Source organism: Mycobacterium sp. KBS0706 (assembly GCF_005938675.2).
In the GTDB taxonomy this organism is placed as follows: domain Bacteria; phylum Pseudomonadota; class Alphaproteobacteria; order DSM-16000; family Inquilinaceae; genus Inquilinus.
The window spans coordinates 59980-79904 of the sequence record NZ_VCCH02000034.1 but is presented as its reverse complement, the minus strand read 5'-3'; the positions used below and the strand labels follow the sequence as shown (position 1 = coordinate 79904).

The 19925-nt window shown below is 70.7% G+C and carries 10 protein-coding genes and 1 tRNA gene; 2 read left to right on the top strand and 9 right to left on the bottom strand.

The window, feature by feature from the left end; translation table 11 throughout:
* The 5 genes from FFK22_RS19540 to FFK22_RS19520 form a co-directional block, all read right to left on the bottom strand.
* The coding region (locus FFK22_RS19540; RefSeq protein ID WP_186002548.1) for a hypothetical protein at positions 1 to 9346 on the bottom strand (9346 nt) is incomplete at its 3' end.
* Between the two features lie 673 nt (positions 9347 to 10019).
* On the bottom strand, positions 10020 to 11288 hold the full coding sequence (locus tag FFK22_RS19535; RefSeq protein ID WP_138889049.1) for an AraC family transcriptional regulator: 1269 nt from the start codon (positions 11286 to 11288) through the stop codon (positions 10020 to 10022).
* 580 nt (positions 11289 to 11868) lie between these two features.
* A tRNA-Leu gene (locus tag FFK22_RS19530) sits at positions 11869 to 11953 on the bottom strand.
* 233 nt (positions 11954 to 12186) lie between these two features.
* Complete coding sequence (locus FFK22_RS19525) at positions 12187 to 12957, bottom strand: molybdopterin-binding protein (RefSeq protein WP_138889050.1); 771 nt, start codon at positions 12955 to 12957, stop codon at positions 12187 to 12189.
* Positions 12958 to 13021: 64 nt separating this feature from the next.
* The gene (locus FFK22_RS19520; protein WP_221938706.1) at positions 13022 to 13936 is read right to left on the bottom strand and encodes an SDR family oxidoreductase; all 915 of its coding nucleotides are present in this window, start codon (positions 13934 to 13936) and stop codon (positions 13022 to 13024) included.
* Between the two features lie 196 nt (positions 13937 to 14132).
* Between FFK22_RS19520 and map the strand changes: the two genes are divergently transcribed.
* Positions 14133 to 14954 carry a type I methionyl aminopeptidase gene (gene map, locus FFK22_RS19515; RefSeq protein WP_306770135.1) on the top strand — a complete coding sequence of 274 codons (822 nt, stop codon included), beginning with the start codon at positions 14133 to 14135 and terminating at the stop codon, positions 14952 to 14954.
* A gap of 13 nt (positions 14955 to 14967) precedes the next feature.
* Positions 14968 to 15669 carry a DNA repair protein RadC gene (radC, locus tag FFK22_RS19510; protein ID WP_138889052.1) on the top strand — a complete coding sequence of 234 codons (702 nt, stop codon included), beginning with the start codon at positions 14968 to 14970 and terminating at the stop codon, positions 15667 to 15669.
* A 6-nt stretch (positions 15670 to 15675) separates the two neighbouring features.
* Here the strand turns inward: radC and FFK22_RS19505 are convergent, their stop codons facing one another.
* From FFK22_RS19505 to FFK22_RS19490, 4 genes are all read right to left on the bottom strand, one after another.
* Positions 15676 to 17205: a glycosyltransferase family 1 protein gene (locus FFK22_RS19505; RefSeq protein WP_138889053.1), complete on the bottom strand. Its 1530-nt coding sequence runs from the start codon at positions 17203 to 17205 to the stop codon at positions 15676 to 15678.
* A gap of 113 nt (positions 17206 to 17318) precedes the next feature.
* Positions 17319 to 17906 (bottom strand): DUF1989 domain-containing protein, encoded by a 588-nt coding sequence (locus tag FFK22_RS19500; protein WP_138889054.1) that lies wholly within the window; start codon positions 17904 to 17906, stop codon positions 17319 to 17321.
* A 73-nt stretch (positions 17907 to 17979) separates the two neighbouring features.
* Positions 17980 to 19002: an aldo/keto reductase gene (locus FFK22_RS19495; protein WP_138889055.1), complete on the bottom strand. Its 1023-nt coding sequence runs from the start codon at positions 19000 to 19002 to the stop codon at positions 17980 to 17982.
* A gap of 32 nt (positions 19003 to 19034) precedes the next feature.
* Positions 19035 to 19865, bottom strand: a complete 831-nt coding sequence (locus tag FFK22_RS19490) for an amidohydrolase (protein ID WP_373683755.1) — start codon at positions 19863 to 19865, stop codon at positions 19035 to 19037.
* Positions 19866 to 19925: the final 60 nt, after the last annotated feature.

Sequence of the window (19925 nt, the reverse complement as noted above, 5' to 3'; positions counted from 1 at the left end):
TGGCGACACCATCCTCCACCGAGGTCGAGGCCGCCACGCCGGCCGCCAAGGAGTTCACCCCGGCAGCGCCGTCATTGTCGTAGTTCGCCCCCTTCGTGCCGCCATCGTTGACGCTGTAGTAATGCGTCAGCTTGCCGGTCACGTCCGTGATCTGGCTGGCGACGTCGTCGATCGCCTGGTTCGAGGCGAAGAGCTGCGAGCCGTTCACCGCGTCGGTCGAGCTGGCCGAGAGCCGTCCCGCTGCCACGTTGGTGATGGTCCGCTCGGCCCCCGCCGCGCCGACGCTGACCGTCGAGCCCGGCGTCGTGCCGGCGAAATTGTAGGTCTTGCCGGCGATCGTGGTGCTGGCCGTGCCGACCGCTGCCGCCGTCACCGAGCCCGTGCCCAGCGCCACCGCGCCGGCGTCGCCGGCCGTGGCGCCGTTGCCCAGGGCGAGCGCATCCGCGGCCGAGGCGTTGGCGAGGACGCCCACCGCCGTGGCGTGATCCGCCGTGGCGCTGGAGGCCAGGCCGAGAGCGGTGGACCAGGTTCCGGTCGCGTTGGTGTTGCCGCCGACCGCCGTGCCGCCCGCTCCCGTCGCATTCGAGGAACCGCCGATCGCGGTCGCCTCGAAGGAGGTGAAGCCGCCCGGAAGCACCGTGCCTGCGGCGCCGCTGGCATTGGCGCCCGCGCCGATGGCGATCGGAGAGCCGTCCCCAGCGGTCACCACAGCCTTGGCGCCGGACCCCAGGGCCATGCCCGCGCCGACACCGCCGCTGGTGGCCGTCGCCCCGCTGCCGAGGGCAATCGTGGTCCCGCCCGAAGCGGCGGCGTTATAGCCGACCGCCGTCGACTGCGCGCCCGAGGCCGTGGCCCCGATGCCCGCGGCCATCGCATTGGCGCCGGTGGCGCCGTCGTTGATGTAGTTCGCCCCCGGCGTGCCGCCGTCGTTCACGCTGTAGTAGTGGACGGGGTTGCTGGCGGCGATGGCCTCGACCGCCTGGTTGGTGGCGAAGAGCTGGCTGCCGTTGATGGCGTCGGTCGAGTCGAGCGCGATCCGCCCGGCCGCGACATTGGTAATGGTGCGCTCGTTGCCCGCACTGCCGACGCTGACCGTGCTGGCCGGCGTCGTGCCGGCGAAGTTGTAGGTGGTACCGCCGATCGTGGTGCTGGCGGTGCCGACCGCAGCCGCCGTCACCGAGCCCGAGCCCAGCGCCACCGCGCCGGCATCGCCGGCCGTGGCGCCGTTGCCGAGGGCGAGCGCATCCGCCGCCGAGGCATTGGCGAGGACGCCGACCGCCGTGGCGTGGTCCGCCGTGGCGCTTGAGGCCAGGCCGACGGCCGTCGACCAGGTCGCGGTCGCATTGCTGTTGCCGCCGAGCGCCGTGCCGCCCGCCCCCGTGGCCGTCGCGGAACCGCCGATCGCGGTCGCCTCGAAGGAGGTGAACCCGCCCGGAAGCACCGTGCCCGCGGCGCCACTGGCATTGGCCCCCGCGCCGATGGCGATCGGAGAGCCGTCGCCAGCGGTCACCACGGCCTTCGCGCCGGCCCCCAGGGCCATGCCCGCCCCGACACCGCCGCTGGTGGCCGTCGCCCCGCTGCCCAGGGCGACCGTGGTCCCGCCCGTCGCGGCGGCGTTGTTGCCGACCGCCGTCGACGGGCCGCCCGAGGCCACGGCCCCGATGCCGGCCGCCAGGGCACCCGCACTGGTCGCGCCGTCGTTGTTGAAGTTGACACCCGCCGTGCCGCCGTCGTTGACGCTGTAGTAGTGCGTCAGCTTGCCGGTCACGTCGGTGATCTGGGTGTTGAGCGTGTCGACCGCCGTGTTGGTGGCGAAGAGCTGGCTGCCGTTCACCGCGTCGGTCGAGTCGAGCGCGATCCGGCCGGCCGCCACATTGGTGATCGTCCGCTCCGCGCCCGGTGCGCCGACGCTGACCGTCGAGCCCGGCGTGGTGCCGGCGAAGTTGTAGGTGGTACCGGCGATCGTGGTGCTGGCGGTGCCGACCGCGGCTGCGGTCGTGCTGCCCGAGCCGAGGGCGACATCGCCCGCATTGGTGGCCGAGGCCGCGTCGCCGAAGGCGAGCGAGCCGGCGCCCGCGGCGCTACTGGCATTGCCCAGCGCCACCGAGCCCTGGCCCGTCGCGGTGTTGGTGTTGCCCAGCGCCAGCGCGCCGGTGCCGTTGACCGTGTTGTTGGCGCCCAGGCCCACCGCGCCCGTGCCGGTCACCGAGTTCGGGTCGCCGATCGCCACCGCGCCGTCACCGTTGACGACCTGGCCCTCGCCGATCGCGACGGCACCCGTGCCGCCGTTCACCGTCGAGTTGTGGCCGATCGCCACCGAGCCCGGACCAGCCGCCGCCGCCACCGTGGTGAGAGTGCCCAGGGCCGTGCTCGTGGAGGCAAGAGCGTTCGTGTTGGTGCCGATCGCGATCGCGCTCTGGGCACTCGCGACCGTATTGGTGCCGATCGACATGGCACCCTGGTCGCTGGCGACCGTATTGGTGCCGATCGCGGTCGCCCACTCGCTCGACGCATTCGAGTTGAGGCCGACGGCGATCGCGGCACCTGCACTCGCCTGGGCCAGGACGCCGACCGCCGTCGCGTTCGCCGCCGTCGCCGAAGCGCCGTTGCCGAGCGCGGTGGCGTTGGCGGCCGCCGCGATCGCGCCGGGTCCGACAGCCGTGGCCAGCTCGGCGGACGCGTTGGCGAACTCGCCGACCGCCAGGCTGTTGCTGGCGCTGGCGCTGGAGTTGGCGCCCACCGCCGTGGAGCCGCTGACCCCCGCCGCTGAGGCGTTGACGCCGATCGCGGTGCTGCTGGAGGCCGAAGCCTTGGTGTTGGTGCCGAGCGCGACGGCATCGCCGCCCGACGCGTTGGCCCCGAAGCCCTGCGCCACGGCCTGCGTGCCCGACGCCGTGGCGGCGATGCCGGCCGCCATCGCATTAGCGCCGGTGGCGCCGTCGTTGATGTAGTTCGCGCCGTGCGTGCCGCCGTCGTTCACGCTGTAGTAGTGGACGGGGTTGCTGGCGGCGATGGCCTCGACCGCCTGGTTGGTGGCGAAGAGCTGGCTGCCGTTGATGGCGTCGGTCGAGTCGAGCGCGATCCGGCCCGCCGCGACATTGGTGATCGTCCGCTCCGCCCCCGGCGCGCCGACGCTGACCGTGCTGCCCGGCGTCGTGCCGGCGAAGTTGTAGGTCGTGCCGCCGATCACCGTGCTGGACGTGCCGACCGCCGCCGCGGTCACCGAGCCCGAGCCCAACGCCACCGCGCCGGCATCGCCGGCCGTGGCGCCGAAGCCGAGCGCGATCGCGTTGTCCGCCCCGGCCGCCGCAGTGGTGCCGAGGGCGAGCGCACTGGCGCCGGCGGCGTTGGCGGCATTGCCCAGGGCAATGGCGGAGTCGGCGCTGGCGTTGGTGCCGACGCCCAGGGCCACGGCGTTGAGACCGCTCGCCTGACTGATCCGGCCGATCGAGATGCTGCTGCCGGCGGTCGCAGCGGCCGTGTCGCCCAGGGCGATCGCGCTGGCGCCGGTGGCGTTGGAGGTATTGCCCAGCGCCAGCGCGCCGAAGCCGTTGGCGATGTTGGTGTTGCCGAGCGCCACGGCGCCGTTTCCGGTCGCCGTGTTGTTGGCGCCCATGCCCACCGCGCCGGTGCCGGTCACCGTGTTCGGGTCGCCGATCGCGACCGCGCCGTCGCCGTTGACGACCTGGCCCTCGCCGATCGCCACCGCGCCGGTGCCGCCGTTCACCGTCGAGTTGTGCCCGATCGCGACCGAGCCGGGGCCGGCCGCAGCTGCTACGGTGTTGGTGTCACCCAGCGCCACCGTCGAGGCGGCGAGGGCCTGCGAGCCAGCACCGATCGCCGTCGCGTTTGCGGCTGAAGCGTTGGCCGCGTTGCCCACCGCGATCGAATTCTCGGCCGAGGCATTGGCGTGCAGGCCGACCGCCGTGGACGCCACGCCCCCTGCATTGGCCTGGAAGCCGGTCGCGAGCGCAAACTGGCCCGAGGCGACACTCCCCGCGCCGAGGGCCTGGGCCGTCGAGGCGGCCGCATTGGCGTTCTGGCCGAAGGCCGTCGCCCAATCGCCATTGGCCTTTGCGTCCGCGCCGACCGCGGTCGTGAAGGACCCGGTCGCGTTGGCGTTCGGGCCGACCGCGATCGCACCGCCCGACGGCCCCGTGGCAACGGCGCTGGTCCCGACGGCGATGCTGTCCGCCGCCGACGCTGTGGCCGCGTTGCCGATCGCGATCGCGTTCTCGGCCGAGGCGTTGGCGTGCAGGCCGGCCGCCGTGGACGCCACCCCTGTCGCGATGGCCTGGAAGCCGGTCGCGGTCGCATATTGGGCGTTGGCGAGGCTGCCCGCGCCGAGCGCCGTGGCCTGCTGCACAGCCGCATTGGCATTCTGGCCGAGGGCCGTCGCCCAGTCGCCGGTCGCCTTCGCGGTCGTGCCGACCGCGGTCGAATAGGCGCCGGTGGCCGAAGCCCCCGGGCCGGCCGCGATGGAATCGAGCCCGGTCGCGCCGTTGTTGGTGTAGTTCGGCTTCTGCACCCCGCCGTCATTCACGCTGTAGTAGTGCAGCGGCGTGCTGGCGGCGATGGCCGAGATCGCCTGGTTGGTGGCGTAGAGCTGGCTGCCGTTGATCGCGTCGGTCGAGTCCAGCGCGATCCGGCCGGCCGCGACGTTGGTGATGGTCCGCTCGGCGCCGGCGGCGCCGACGCTGACCGTGCTGGCCGGCGTCGTGCCGGCGAAGTTGTAGGTGGTGCCGCCGATCACCGTGCTGGCGGTGCCGACCGCCTTCGCGGTCACCGAGCCCGAGCCCAGCGCCACATCCTTGGCGTTGACCGCCGAGGCCGCGTCGCCGAAGGCGAGCGAGCCGGCACCCGCGGCCTTGCTGGCATTGCCCAGCGCGACCGAGCCCTGGCCCGTCGCGGTGTTGCCGCTGCCGAGACCGACCGCGCCGGTGCCGTTGACAGTGTTGTTCGCGCCCATGCCGATGGCGCCGGTGCCGGTCACCGTGTTCGGATCGCCGATGGCGACGGCGCCGTTGCCGCTGACGACCTGGCCTTCGCCGATCGCGACTGCGCCCGTGCCGCCATTCACCTTCGAATTGTGGCCGATCGCCACCGAGCCGGGGCCGGCCGCGGCCGCCACGGCGGTGCCGTCGCCCAGCGCGACGGAGGAGGCGGCGCCGGCGTTCGCGACATTCCCGAGGGCCAACGAGTTCAGCCCCGACGCGTTGGCACCCTGGCCCATCGCGGTCGAGAACTTGCCGCTGGCAGCGACGTTGGGGCCGACGGCGACGGCGCCGATGCCCGACGCCGTGACGATGTTGCCGAGAGCGAGCGACGAGCTCGCCGTCGCGCTGGCAGCCTGGCCGATGGCGGTGCTGCCGGTCGCGGTGACACTGCTGAGGGTGCCGATGGCGATGCCGTTGCCTCCGGCGGCCGAGACGGATGCTCCCGAAGAAATATTGCTGCCGCCACCAATCGCGATGGACCCCAGCCCGGCAGCGTTGGCGCCGGTGTTGCCGGTCGTCGCATTTCCGCCGATGGCAACCGAGCCGGTGTTGCTCGCCGAGGCATTGACGCCGATGGCGGTGGCGGCGGCGCCGCTGGCATTGGCAAGAACGCCCAGGGCGGTGGCATTCGCCGCGGTCGCCGTGGCGGCGCGGCCGACGGCCGTCGCGAAATCCTGTGAGGCGATGGCGCCGCCGCCGAGTGCCAGAGCGCTGGCGCCACTGGCGTTGGCGCTGACCCCGAAAGCGCCCGACGACGCGCCGGCCGCGACCGACCCGGCGCCGACCGCGGTCGAATTGAGGCCCGTCGCATTGGCCTGGAAGCCCAGCGCCGAGGCCGCCGCGTTGGTGGCACGTGAATTCGGACCGATCGCCGCAGCGTTTGCCGCCGTGGCACCTGCGCCGGGGCCAACCGCCGTGGCGAGCGCGGCGTTCGCGTTGGAGAAGACGCCGAGCGCCATGCTGTTCGTACCGCTGGCATTGGCATTGGCGCCGACCGCGGTCGAACCGCTCGTTCCCGCGGCAACCGCCGAGCCGCCGATCGCGGTGCTCAGAGCGGCAGTGGCGTTCGCGCCGTTGCCGGCCGCGATGGATTGCGATCCGGCAGCGTTGGACTGGAAGCCGATCGCCGACGAGTTCGTGCCCGCCGCGGCGGCCGCGACGCCGGCCGCCAACGAATTGGCGCCGGTGGCGCCGCCATTGCCGTAGTTCGCCTGCTGGGTGCCGCCGTCGTTGACGCTGTAGTAGTGGACGGCCGCGCCGGCGATGTTCGCCTCCAGCGCCTGGTTGGTGGCGAAGAGCTGGCTGCCGTTGATCGCGTCGGTCGAGTTCAGTGCGATCCGGCCCGCCGCGACATTGGTGATGGTGCGCTCGGCGCCCGGCGCGCCGACGCTGACCGTGCTGCCCGGCGTGGTGCCGGCGAAGTTGTAGGTGGTGCCGCCGATCACCGTGCTCTTGGTGGCGACCGCCGCCGCCGTCACCGAGCCCGAGCCCAGCGCCACGGCGCCGGCTTGGCCGGCCGTGGCGGCGTTGCCGAGCGCGAGCGCGCTCGTCGCCGACGCGTTGGCGGCATTGCCCATGGCGGTCGCGTTATCGCCGGTCGCCTTGGACTGCCGTCCCGCGGCCATGGCGCCGAGGCCGGTAGCGTTCGATCCCGTCCCGAGGGCCACAGCAGCGTCCCCGTTGGCGAGCGCGGCATTGCCCAAGGCCGTGGAGTTGACACCGGTCGCGTTGCTCTGATTCCCCAAGGCGATGGCGCCGTCGGACGCTGCGACGGACGCATTCCCGAGTGCGGTCGAAGACTGCCCGGCGGCGTTGGCCGATGCGCCCATCGCCATCGAGCTCGACCCGCTGGCATTGGCGAGGATGCCGACCGCCGTGGCGCTCGCCGCCGAGGCGTTGGCGGATCCGCCCAGGGCCGTGGACCAGGTCCCGGTCGCGGCAGCCCTGAGGCCGAGGGCCGTGCCGTCCTGACCCGTGGCAGCCGCACCGTTGCCGATCGCAACCGCCTCGAAGCTCGCCCCACCGAAGGGAAGCGCCGTGCCCGAGGCTCCGCTGGCATTGGCCCCGATGCCGATTGCGATCGGGGAACCGCCTTGAGCGCCCGTAACAACGGCCTTGGCATTCGACCCCAGGGCCATGGCCCCGCCGCCGGGGGAGTTGGAGTCGGCGGTCGCGCTGATGCCCAATGCGATCGCCGGCCCCGTCAACGCGCTGGCCTGATTGCCGATCGCCACCGACGCTGGGCCCGTGGCCGTGGCCCCGATGCCGGCCGCCAGAGCACTGGCGCCGGTCGCGCCGTCGTTGTTGTAGTTCGCCTGCTGCGTACCGCCGTCGTTCACGCTGTAGTAGTGCGGCGCCGAACCGGCGATGGCCGATTGCAGCGACTGGTTGGTGGCGAAGAGCTGGCTGCCGTTGATCGCATCGGTCGAGCTGGCCGAGATCCGGCCGGCCGCGACATTGGTGATCGTCCGCTCCGCCCCCACGGCGCCGACGCTGACCGTACTGGCCGGCGCCACGCCGGCAAAATTGTAGGTGGTGCCGCGGAGGGTCACGCTCTTGGTCGCGACCGCCGTCGTGGTCACCGAGCCCGAGCCCAGCGCCACGTCCTTGGCGTTGACCGCCGAGGCCGCGTCGCCGAAGGCGAGCGAGCCGGCGCCCGCAGCCTTGCTGGCATTGCCGAGCGCGACGGAGCCCTGGCCCGTCGCCGTGTTGCCGTTGCCGAGCCCGACCGCGCCGGTGCCGGTGACGGTGTTGTTGGCGCCCATGCCGACCGCGCCGGTGCCGGTGACGCTGTTCGGGTCGCCGATCGCCACCGCGCCGTTGCCGCTGACGACCTGGCCCTCGCCGATCGCCACCGCCCCGGTGCCGCCATTCACCGCCGAGTTGTGGCCGATCGCGACCGAGCCGGGGCCGGCTGCGGCCGCCACCGTGTTGGTGTCGCCCAGCGCCACGCTCGAGGCGGCCAGGGCCTGCGAGCCGTTGCCGATCGCGCTGGCATTCGCGGCCGTCGCATCGGTGCCAAATCCCAGCGCGACTGCGCGGGTGGCGCTCGCTGTCGAGGCATTGCCGAGAGCCACGGCGGCGTCGGCCGTGGCTTGGGCACCCGAGCCCGCCGCGACCGAGCCGATTCCGCTCGACACGGCCGCGTTGCCCAGGCCGATCGAGAAATTGCCCGAAGCGTTGACGAGCGGTCCGACCGCGATGGCGGCCGTAGCCGTGGCGTTGGCGCCCACCCCGATCGCGGTGGCGCCCCCCGTGCCGGTCGCCTTCGCGGAGCGGCCCATGGCGAGCGCGTCCTGCGCGGAGGCGGTCACATCGGTGCCGATGCCGATGGCGCTCTGCGCCGTAGCTCCCGATCCCGCGACGGTGCGCGCGCCGAGATAGATCGAGTTCACCTGGGAGGCGATCGACTGCCAGCCGATCGCGATCGAGCTGTTGCTGCCCGAATTGGCGGCCAGCCCCATGGCCACCGACCCGAGGCCGCTGGCGATGGCGTTAGACCCGACCGCGACGGAATTCTCGGCCGTCGATTGGGCCCCGAATCCCAGCGCCGTCGACTGGATGGCGTTGGCGAGCGCCCCCGGGCCGAAGGCCGATGCGCTTGGGCCGGTCGCCTTGGCGCTCGCGCCCGCGGCGATCGAATTGCCGCCGCTGGCGACCGAAGCGATGCCCAACGCCGTCGAATTCCCCCCCGAGGCGGTGGAGGTGCTGCCGAGAGCGAGTGAACTGACGCCGCTGGCCGTAGAGTTGACGCCGAAGGCCGATGCCCCGTCCGCGACGGCGCGGGCGTTTCCGCCCATGGCGAGGGCGTTGGTGCCGGTCGCGTTCGAAAAGACGCCGATGGCGATCGCGTTGAGGCCGTTGGTGCTGTTGGTATAGCCGATCGCGATCGACCCATCGCCGGTCGCACTGGTGCTGGTGCCCAACGCGATGGAGTTGCTGCCGTTCGAGTGGGCGTTGGTGCCCACCGCAGTCGAGGCGGAGCCTGGGTTGGTGCTGCCCGGGCCGACGAGGACCTGCGCGAAGGCCTGCGTCGGCAGCTGCGCCACCAACGTCGCCAGCGAAATGGCGGCATAGAGCCCCCTGGCCCGGCGCAGCACCCCGAACAGGGTGGCCGGTTCGGCGCCGTCGGCGGCGAGGGTGGCGCCGCCGACCGCGCCGCCGGTGCCGAGGGCCCCGAGACCCAGCCGGTCCCGCTTCATCCCGAGCGCGCGATGCGCCAGGCGCAGCGCCGCCATCAGGCGCCGCCGCAGGGACTTGCTGGGCTGGTCGGCACCGGCGACCCAGTTGTTGGCGAAATGGGAGTGACGCCGGACGCTCTGCCGGGTGTCGAACTGGTGGTTGCTCATGATGTCACTCCCTTCCGAAATACCTGTCTGAAACCGTGCCGGTCCCGCCGGCAGCCGCGGCGATCCACACCATCCACGCAGGATTGGCCAGGACCCCCGTCCTCTGTCGTCACCGCGCCGAAGACAATCGAAGTAAAACCCGCCTCTCCCTTCGCCGCCTGGCGTCCCCTGGATTGGCGTTGCTTCTCCGACCTTTTCCGGCATCCGGATGTCCGAAGAATTCCTTAAGGCTCGGATGCCGTCACTCCGCCCAGCGTCCCATTAGTTGGCATGGCGTCCCATCCTGTCGCTTCGCGGCCGCCCTTGTGGCACGGCGGCAACAAAAGCCCGCAATTCGCGGAAAATCCGGCGGAGGAGGCAGCGCCGGCGCCGCCCAAAACCAATGAGTCCCCCTCCCCCCGGGCTACCGGATTCACACATCTCGTCCGCATGCTCGCCGAGTCCTGTTCGTTGCCTCTCCCGCTTGCGGGAGAGGTCGGGCTCGCGCAGCGAGACCGGGTGAGGGCGGCTCGGCCGCGACACCAGGATCAGCGTTTCAGGATGGGGTGGATCACGCGCTCGCTCTTGGCAGAGCTGTGCTCTCGGTGAGGCCGCTATCCCCTCACCCGGACATCCTTCGGATGTCCGACCTCTCCCGCAAGCGGGAGAGGCAATCTGTTCCTATGCCCGCAGCTCACTCCGCCGGTGCTGCGATGGCCCCCGGACCGGCGCCCGGCTCCTGGTTGCGCCAGGCGTCGCGGGCCTCGCGCGGGCTGAAGCCGAATTCGCGCCGGAACGCCCGGGTGAAGTCCGAGGCCAGCTTGAAGCCGCAGCTGTAGGCGATATCCTGGATTCGCCGCCCGCTCTCCCCGGTCAAAGCGGCATGGGCGGCGAACAGGCGGCATTGCTGGATGTAGCGCGACACCCCGCCCGCCTGCTCGAACACCCGGTAAAGATTCGAGCGCGAAACCCGCAGATCCTGGGCCACGCGCTCCGGCGTCAGCTCGGGGTCGCCGAAATGGGCCTGGATGTGGGACCGGGCACGGTCGAACAGGATCGAGGCGATGGTGCTGCGCGCCTGCTCCTGCCGGTAGCGGGACGGCCCGACGCAGGCCGCCAGCATCTCGGCCGTGGCCCGCCCCACCAGCACCAGATCCTCCGGCGACATGCCGATCAGCCGCGCCTCGAGGCTGCGCAGATAGTCGACCAGGAGGCCGGCCAGGGGCCCGGTCAGGATGTCGCCTGCGGCGCCGTCGAAGTTGGCGGCGGCGGCGGCGAACAGGTCCCGCGGCACCGTCAGGGACAGGCCGCCATGATGGGTGGCGCGGCCCCGGAACGGCTCGTCCAGGGACAGCAGGAACAGGTCGCCCGGCCGGATATGGGTCTGGCGGTCGGGGGTGTCGATCCAGATCTCCCCGACCGTCAGCAGCATCAGGCGCCAGCAGCCGATCGGCGCGCGGCGGGCCCCCAGGGCATGGCTGAAGGAATAGGCGTCGGCATGGCCGAAGGCCACGTGCAGGCCGCCCAGGCCGCAGGTCATGAACTCCGCGACGAAGCCGTCCGCGGGCGCCACCCCGGGCGGCAGGCCGACACCCATGATCGGGCCCCTATGAGAGCGCCAGACCTCGAACTGCTGCTCCGGCGCATAGGCCAGGGTCGAGATGCCGCGCGGGACCGACGGCCGCCGGTCGCCGACATCGCGCGGCGTCGGCGGAAACGGTTCCCACCCCAGCACGTCGCGATAGTGACCGAGCTGAACGCGATCCTGCCATCCAGGTTGCACGAATTGCAGGAATTGGGAATCTCCTCCCGGCACGCCCGACAGCGCACCGGGATCGAAGGATGGCCCGATCGGCGGCAGCGACAGTGCCGGGGCGGGCCTGTCCGGAATCGCCGGGGCGAGCCCGACCGGCGCACGCGCCGCCGTGTCATCCCCGAAAGGCCGAACGCTCGATCGATTCATTCCGCCGTCCCTCACGACTCGCCGAAACGGCTTGACGATCTGCGCGGATGCATCGGAGAGGGGCAGGCTCCTCGGCGGCCTTCACCGCCGGTTCCGCTTGCGGCGGATGCCACAACGGCAAGGGCCGCGGATCTGCTTTTCTCAAGCATTGCCCCTCGACGATGGATCGTCTGCCAGACCATCTGCATAACGGCGAAAGTGATCTGCATATTTTTGCATACTGCATCATTCACTATGCCGTTTGGTGCAGGCCGATCTCCCAAAACGGGCAATTGTTATCGCAGATGGCGCACCTCGCGCGATGAGAGGCACTTCAAAAATGAATCAATACTTTTAAACTGTGCTCTTCATTTTATAAGGTCGAACTGAATACAGCCAGCCGACGCTGCGGACCGGTCTCATATGCGGGAGGACGTGGGCGGCCAGGCGCGCGGCATGCCGCCGAAACGGCGCCTCGCCAGCCAAAGCCGGATCCGACCGCCCGGCGATCACGCAGTGGTCTGCAGAGGGTTGAGACCGGCGGCCCTCGAGACCGGCTCTCCGGCCCCTTTCCCGTCAATGTTTCGGGCCGTAAGATGCCTGGTGCGGACGGCGGGACTCGAACCCGCACTCCCGAGGGACGCAGATTTTAAGTCTGCTGTGTCTACCGGTTCCACCACGTCCGCACCGGGCCTCTATCGCCCGGCCTCGGCCGGCGCGCAAGCCGAATGCGCCTTGCCGGCGGGCGGGCCGATCCCCATTGTCCCGGCATGGATGATCTCGACTGGATCCGACTGGCCTGGCTGGTCGCCGCCCTGATCCTGGTGGCGCCGGCCGTGCTGCGCCGCGGCGGCTGGGGCGGCCACGGCCTGTTCTACGCCGCCCTCTGGCTCGGCATCGCGCTGCTGATCGGCCTGGCCTACTCGCTCTTCTCCGGCTCCGGCTCGGGACCGGCGCTGCCGCCGAGCGAGACCACCAGGACGCGCACCGCCTCGGTGGCCGAGGACAGCCGCCCGGCATCGGTGCCGCGCAGCACCAGGCTGGTGCCGAACTTGCCGGCGCGAAAATACGGGTAGCTGCCGACCGACAGCTCCGGATATTCGGCGGCGATGGCGCCGAGGCCGGCGGCGATCACCCCCTCGCCGAGGTCGCAGGCCACGGTGCGGCTGAGCACCTTGTCGCCGCCGGCCAGGGTGGTGGCGATGCCGTCGAACATCGCCTGCATGATCCGTGGCACCCCGGCCATGACGTAGACATTGCCGATGCGGAAGCCGGGCGCGGCGCTGACCGGGTTGTCGATCAGCGTGCCGCCCTCCGGCACATTGGCCATGCGCAGCCGCGCCTCGTTCAGCTGGCCGGCCTCGTAATGCGCCTCCAGCCGCCGCACCGCCTCGGGGTGGCGCAGCAGCTTCACGCCGAAGGCGCGGGCGATGCATTCGGCGGTGATGTCGTCATGGGTCGGACCGATGCCACCGGTGGTGAAGACGTGGTCGTAGCGGGCCCTGAGGGCATTGACCGCCGCGACGATCTCCTCCGGCACGTCCGGCACCACCCGCGCCTCGCGCAGGCGGATGCCGAGCCCGGTCAGCCGCTCGGCCAGGAAGCCCATATTGGCGTCCTTGGTGCGGCCGGAAAGGATCTCGTCCCCGATCACCAGAACGGCGGCGGTCACGATGCGCGTATCGGTCATGGTCCTGCCCTGGGCTCGAATCGGGCGATGCTATCGCCTGGACGGGCCGCGAGACAGGCCGAATCTAGCGGTAGCCGGTAGCGTCGGCCGGCTTGCCGGCGTCCTGCACCTCCGGCACATAGCGCCAGGCGTCGGGCTGCGACCCGTCGAGATCGGTGAAGCCGTAGACCCGGGCCAGCTGGCCGCTGGACAGGGACTGGCCGTTCCAGCGCGCCCGCTCCGGATCGGCCGCCAGCGCCGCCACGGCCCGGCCGGTGAAGCGCGGCGTCTCCGAGATGATGAAATGCGGCTGGATCTTCGTGGCGTCGCGCCAGTTGTCCTCGGTGACGCGATAGGCCTCCAGCATCATCTCCGAGCGCATCCAGCCGGGCGTCAGCGACACCGCGGTGGCGCCGTGCGGCGCCAGGTCCCTGGCATGGGCCCAGGCCATCCGGTTCACCGAGACCTTGGCGAGGTCGTAGAAGGGCGACAGCCGATAATGGTCGGCATTGTACTCGGCGGTGCCGTCGGTGACCTCGACCAGCAGGCCGCCGGGACGCCGGATCAGGAGCGGCATGGCGTAATGCGCGGTGATCAGATGGGTGTGCACGCCGAGCTGCAGCAGGCGCAGGCCCTTCTGCAGGTCATGCTCCCACACCGACTTGTTCCACTCGAACAGCGTCTCGCCGCCCCAGAGGTCGTTGACCAGGATGTCGAGCCGACCCTGCTCGGCCTGAATGCGGGCGACCAGGCGCTCGACCTGCTCGGGCACCAGATGGTCGGTCTGCACGGCGATGCCCGTGCCGCCGGCGGCCGAGACCAGCTCCGCCGTCTCCTCGATGGTCTCCGGCCGCTGATACTCCGAGGGCTGGCCGCGAATGCTGCGCCCGGTGACGTAGACGGTGGCACCGGCCGCCCCCAGCTCCACCGCGATCCCCCGCCCGCACCCGCGGGTTGCGCCTGCGACCAGGGCGACCGTTCCGTCCAGCGGCAGCGCCATCGTCTCCTCCATCGGCCTATCGAGTTTATAAATGATCGTTTGGTTATAAACTGGAGTCAAGCCGGTCGCGGTCCGCATGCCGGTCCTGCGGCAGCACCCCTCGGTCTTCGGCCGAGTCGCCCCCATATTCCGCCGGGTGGCGACCGCGCGGCGGCGGTGCTATAGGCTAGAGGCGATGCGAGACAGGACAGAAAGCGTGACCGAGGTGGAACCCCAGACCCGCGAGGAAGGCCACATCCCCCTGCATGGCGAGGCCGAGTTCGCGGCGATGCGGCGTGCCGGCCGGCTGGCGGCCGAGACCCTCGACTTCATCGCCCCGCATGTGCGCCCCGGCGTGACCACCGACGAGCTGGACCGACTGTGCGACGGCTTCATGCGCGACCACGGCGCGGTGCCGGCGACGCTGGGCTATCGCGGCTATCCGAAATCGAGCTGCATCTCGCTGAACCATGTCGTCTGCCACGGCATCCCGGGCGACCGGGCGCTGGAGAACGGCGACATCCTGAACATCGACGTCACCCCGATCCTGGACGGCTGGTACGGGGATTCGAGCCGGATGTACGTCGCCGGCGACAAGGTCGCGGTCAAGGCCAGGCGGCTGATCGAGGTGACCTATGAGTCGATGATGCGCGGTATCGCCGCGGTCAAGCCCGGCGCCACGCTGGGCGATATCGGCCACGCCATCCAGAGCTATGCCGAAGGCCACCGCTTCTCGGTGGTGCGCGACTTCTGCGGCCACGGCGTCGGCAAGGTGTTCCATGCCCCGCCGAGCATCCTGCATTACGGCCGGCGCGGCGACGGGCTGGCGCTGCGCGAGGGCATGATCTTCACCATCGAGCCGATGATCAATGCCGGCCACTGGGCGGTGAAGATCCTGTCCGACGGCTGGACCGCCGTGACCCGCGACCGCAGCCTGTCGGCCCAGTTCGAGCACACGATCGGCGTCACCAAGGACGGGGTGGAGATTTTCACCCTGTCCCCCGCCGGCCACACCCAGCCGCCCTACCCGGCCGCGTGACCAGGCGGGCGCCGTGACCGAAGCGCCGGACGCGACGGACCCGGTTCCCCACTACAGCGGCCATCGCGACCGGCTGCGGCAGCGCTTCCTCACCGCCGGCGCGGCGGCGCTGGCCGATCATGAGATCCTCGAGCTGCTGCTGTTCTCGGCGATTCCGCGGCGCGACACCAAGCCCCTGGCCAAGCAGCTGATCGGCACCTTCGGCAGCCTGGGCGCGGTGCTGGCGGCGACGCCGACCCAGCTGGCCCAGCGCGGCGGCCTGAGCGACATCAGCGTCGCCCTGCTGAAGGTGGTGCAGGCCGCGGCGGAACGCCTGCTGAAGGAACAGGTCACCGACCGCCCCGTGCTCGGCTCCTGGCAGGCGCTCTTGGACTATCTCGGCGTCGCCATGAAGTTCGGCGGGATCGAGCAGGTGCGGGTGCTGTATCTCGACCGCAAGAACGCGCTCCTGGCCGACGACGCCTCGGCCCAGGGCACGGTCGACCAGGCGCCGATCTATCCGCGTGAGGTGGCGAGGCGGGCGCTGGAGCTCGGCGCCAGCGCGTTGATCCTGGTGCACAACCACCCGTCCGGCGATCCGACGCCGTCACGGGCCGACATCGAGATGACCAAGGCGGTGGCGCGGGCGCTGGAGACGGTCGGGGTGACCCTGCACGACCACGTCATCGTCGGCCGCAAGGGCCATTCCAGCTTCCGCAGCCTGGGACTGATCTGAGCGGCTTCAGCTCGCGAGGGCGAGCGTTCCCGTCGCCGCCGGGGCAGCCCTCACCTCCGGCTTCGCCCCGGCCGGCGCGGTCAGCGCCTGCCAGATGCCCTCCGCCACATCGGACCAGCGGCGCAGATCCTCGCGCCGGATCCGCCGGGCCATGGCCTCGCGGTAGTCGTCGTCGGTGATCAACTTCAGGCAGGCGTCGCGGATCGATTTCGGATCATACGGATCCACATATTCCACCAGCGCCCCGCCGACCTCCGGCATCGCGCTGACATTCGAGGCGACGACGGGCCGCCCGAACCACAGGCCTTCGCCGATCGGCAGCCCCCAGCCTTCGTAATAGCTGGCCGAGACCGAAAACAGGCAATGCTCGTAGAGATAGGCCAGCTCGGCATCGTCCGGCCGGTCGAGGATGCGGATATAGCCGTCGAGATTGCCGGTGCCGCGCAGGAAGTCGTCGAAGGCCCCCTTGGCCCAGCCCTGCTTGCCGGCGAAGACCAGCCGCGGCGTGTCGAGGCCGAGGCGCCGGTAGATCTCCTGCCAGACGACGGCGAGCGTCCAGACGTTCTTGCGGGATTCGATGGTGCCGACGACCAGGACATAGGGCAGCAGGGCGGCGTTCAGCACCTCGCAGCGGATCCGGCGGTCGCCGAAGCTGTGCCGGTCCGGATCGAAGAACTTGGCCGGCGCCGGCCGCCGGACGTCCTCCGGCAGCAGGAACTCATGGGCCAGCGGCACGACCCGGACCGGCACGGACCGGACGGCATGCGCCCGCATGAAGCGTTCGAGATCCCGTCCGGTCGATTCGGAGTTCACCAGGAACTGGTCGACCAGGCGGCACATCCGCTCGATCCAATCCGAGAATTGCTCCGGCACGTCGTTCACCACATGCTCGGGCGCGATCAGCGGGATCAGGTCGTGCACGAACAGGGACACCTCGATGCCCGGGCGCCGCTTCGCGTCCTCGAGGGCATCGATGTAGCTGTGGAACAGGCCGCCCCAGGTCGCCCCGGAGATGAAGACGCGATCGCCGCGGTTGAAGCGGACATCGATGGCGTTCTTCGGCACGAGCCGGCGCGGCCGTTTCGACGCAATCCTGTGCCGGTCGAAGGTCCGGCCGCCATCGAGCAGGTTGCGGAGGCGCAGCCGCACGCCATGGAAGGAGCGCTTGAAGGAGCTCGCGTAGCGCCTCTTCAGATAGTCCCTGATCTTGACCGCGCCGGCCCGGCGCGGATTGATGCCGAAGTATTGGCAGAACTCCGCGTGATCGAACACGTAGCCGCTGCCGAACGGCTCGGCCGAAAACCATATCATCCGCTTCAGGGTCGGGTGATGGCAGATCAGCCGGATGTCGTGATGGCCGATGGTCCGGGACAGGTGTTTGACGATCTCGATCGATACCCGCTGGATGCCGCTGAGCCGGTTGTTCGAGCGGACGAACTCGACCACGTCGCTGACGTCGAAATAGATCACTGGCTTACCGCTCGTCGGCCCCGATTCGGAGGCCTTGCGGACGACGGTCGGGTCGGGCGATCGCATGGTCGGATCCTGATACGTGGGAATTTGTCCCACGATCAATCTGTGGGATTTTTGCCCACGTCAAATGAAATCGTCGTCATGGGTTTTTTCCCACGGCCGCCTGAAGCGGCGTCTCAGTCCACCAGGATCTCGAAGGCAAGGGGTCGCGGCGGGTCGCCGCCGTTGCAGGCCGAGGCCGGGCAGGATGAGATCGCGACCGCCAGGTCCATCTCGGCGCGCAGCACGATGGCGTCGCCGGCGCGGGACCGCGGCGGCACGATGGCCAGCCGGCCATCGGCCGCGATCTCGACATTCATGAACAGGTTGAAGGCGTTGGGTAGCGGATCCGGCTCGATCCCCAGCCCGCGCAGCGCCGCCCGCAAGTTGTCGTGGCAGTTCGGGTGATACTCCGTCGCGCCGTACTGCATCCGGTACATCTCGAGGCTGCAGGGCGCGTAGAGGAAGTCGTGCCGGCCGACCTCGTCGGCGACGATCGTCAGCATCGGTCTGCTGCGGTCGGACCACAGCACGTCCCCGGTCGACAGATAGATCTTGCCGCCATAGTCGAAGCTGCGGCCGTTCGACAGCCGCTCGCTGCCATCCGCGGCATAGGCCATGAGGTCGCCCGTCTGCCCGCCCACCGGGTCGACGATCCGCAGCCGCTGCCCGCGCTGCAGCCGCAGGCCGACGCCGCCGGCCGCAGGAACCACTTGCTGTGCCATTCCCGCCCCCTGTGCTTCCGCTGCAGTCTACCACCGGGACGGCGCGCAGGGAGGCGGCTGGCTCGCCCCGGCGTCAGCCCGGAACCGGCGCATCCTCCCGCACCAGGCCTTCGCGCTTCAGCTCGGCCCAGAAATCGGCCGGGATCGGGGTGGCGATCAAGGCGTGGTTGCGCTCCACCTCCTCCGGCTTGACCGCGCCCGGGATCATCGAGGCGACCACCGGATGGGCCAGCGGGAACTGGATCGCCGCGGCCGGAAGGGGCACGCCGTGACGACGGCACACCGCCTCGATCCGGTTGACCCGCTCCAGGATCTCCGGCGGCGCCTCCGTGTAGTTGTAGCGGGCGCCGGGCACGGCGCCGGTGGCCAGGATGCCGGAATTATACGGCCCGCCCAGCATGATGCCGATGTTGCGGCGCTGGCACAGCGGCAGGAAGTCGTCGAGTGCCGTCTGCTCCAAGAGGGTGTAGCGACCGGCCAGCAGGAAACAGTCGAAATCGCCGCCCTCGGCGAAGCGCATACAGGATTCGACCTCGTTGACGCCGACGCCGATCGCCTTGACCACACCCTCCTCGCGCAGCTTGAACAGCGCCTTATAGGCCCCGGCCAGGGCCTCCTGCAGCCGCTGCTCATAGGCCTCGCGCGAGCCGTGGGTCCAGATGTCGACGTCGTGGATCAAGAGGATGTCGACCGAGGAGATGCCGAGGCGCATCAGGCTCTGCTCGAAGGAGCGCATGGCGCCGTCATAGCTGTAGTCGAACACCGGGTTGAACTCGAGCCCACCGGCCCAGGTGCCGCGGTCGACGCCGCCGCGCCCCGGCGGCACGAAGACGCGCCCGACCTTGGTCGACAGCATGTAGCTGTCGCGCGGCCGCGGCCGCAGCACCTGGCCGAAGCGGTGCTCGGACAGGCCGTAGCCGTAAAGCGGCGAGGTGTCGACAAGGGTGACGCCCAGCTCCAGCGCCTTGGCCATGGTCTGGATCGCCTGCGCGTCCGGCAGCTTCTGGTAGAGGTCGCCGAGCGGCGCCCCGCCGAAGCCGAGCTGGGTGACGGGAACGCCGCTCTTGCCCAGCGGGCGCGTGGCGATCGGGTCCATGGGCGGGTCCTCTCAGTCTCAGATCGTTGGGCTCAGCCGAGCCGGTAGAAGGCGATGGCAGTGTCGCGATAGAGCTGCCGCAGCTGCGCCTCCGGGACGTCCGCGAGGATGGCGTCCAGCGTGTCGACCCAGCGGCGATAGCTGGAGGCCAGCTCGCTGACGGGCCAGTCGCTGCCGAACATGGTGCGGTCGAAGCCGAAGCAGTCAATCGTATGACATATGTAGGGCTCGATCTGGTCCCGGGTCCAGCCCTGGCGATCGGCTTCGGTGACCACGCCCGACAGCTTGCACCAGACATTCGGCAGCGCCGCCAGGGCCCGCATCTGGTCGCGCCAGGGCCGGTCGATGCCGTCCCGGATGCCGGGCTTGCCGATATGGTCGAGGACGAAGCGGATCTCCGGGCAGCGGCGCACCAGCTCGATCGCGGCGTCGAATTGCGGATGGAAGATACAGAGGTCGAAGGACAGGTCGTATTCCGACAGGAGCTGCACGCCTTCGACGAAGCCGGGCCGGATGCAGAAATCCACCGCCTCGCCCTGGATCAGCCGGCGGATGCCGCGCAGCTTCGGGGTGGCGGCATGCAGCGCGTCGAGCTCGGTCCGCACCGCCTGGCCGTCCTCGACCGCCGCCGCGGCGACCAGGGCGCCGAGTCGGGGGTCGGCGAGGGCATCGACCCAGCGCGCCTCCTCCACCCGCTGCACCGGGGCGACGTCGACCTCGACGAAGACGTAGCGGTCGATCGCCACGCCGTCGCGCTGCCGGTCGTACACGTCCGGCAGATGGCGCGACTTCAGGCTGGGGACCTGATCCATCCATGGATAGGACAATATGTCTGGATCATAAATATGGACGTGGCTGTCCACGATCGGAAAACCGGGCACGTGAAACCTCCACCACCGACGACGCGTTATGTTTGCAGGACT

Coding starts and splice junctions, on each gene's coding strand:
- FFK22_RS19500 (WP_138889054.1), bottom strand. CDS start 17,906: ATGGCACAGCAAGTGGTTCCTGCGGCCGGCGGCGTCGGCCTGCGGCTG.
- FFK22_RS19535 (WP_138889049.1), bottom strand. CDS start 11,288: ATGAATCGATCGAGCGTTCGGCCTTTCGGGGATGACACGGCGGCGCGT.
- FFK22_RS19505 (WP_138889053.1), bottom strand. CDS start 17,205: ATGCGATCGCCCGACCCGACCGTCGTCCGCAAGGCCTCCGAATCGGGG.
- FFK22_RS19520 (WP_221938706.1), bottom strand. CDS start 13,936: ATGGCGCTGCCGCTGGACGGAACGGTCGCCCTGGTCGCAGGCGCAACC.
- FFK22_RS19525 (WP_138889050.1), bottom strand. CDS start 12,957: ATGACCGATACGCGCATCGTGACCGCCGCCGTTCTGGTGATCGGGGAC.
- FFK22_RS19495 (WP_138889055.1), bottom strand. CDS start 19,002: ATGGACCCGATCGCCACGCGCCCGCTGGGCAAGAGCGGCGTTCCCGTC.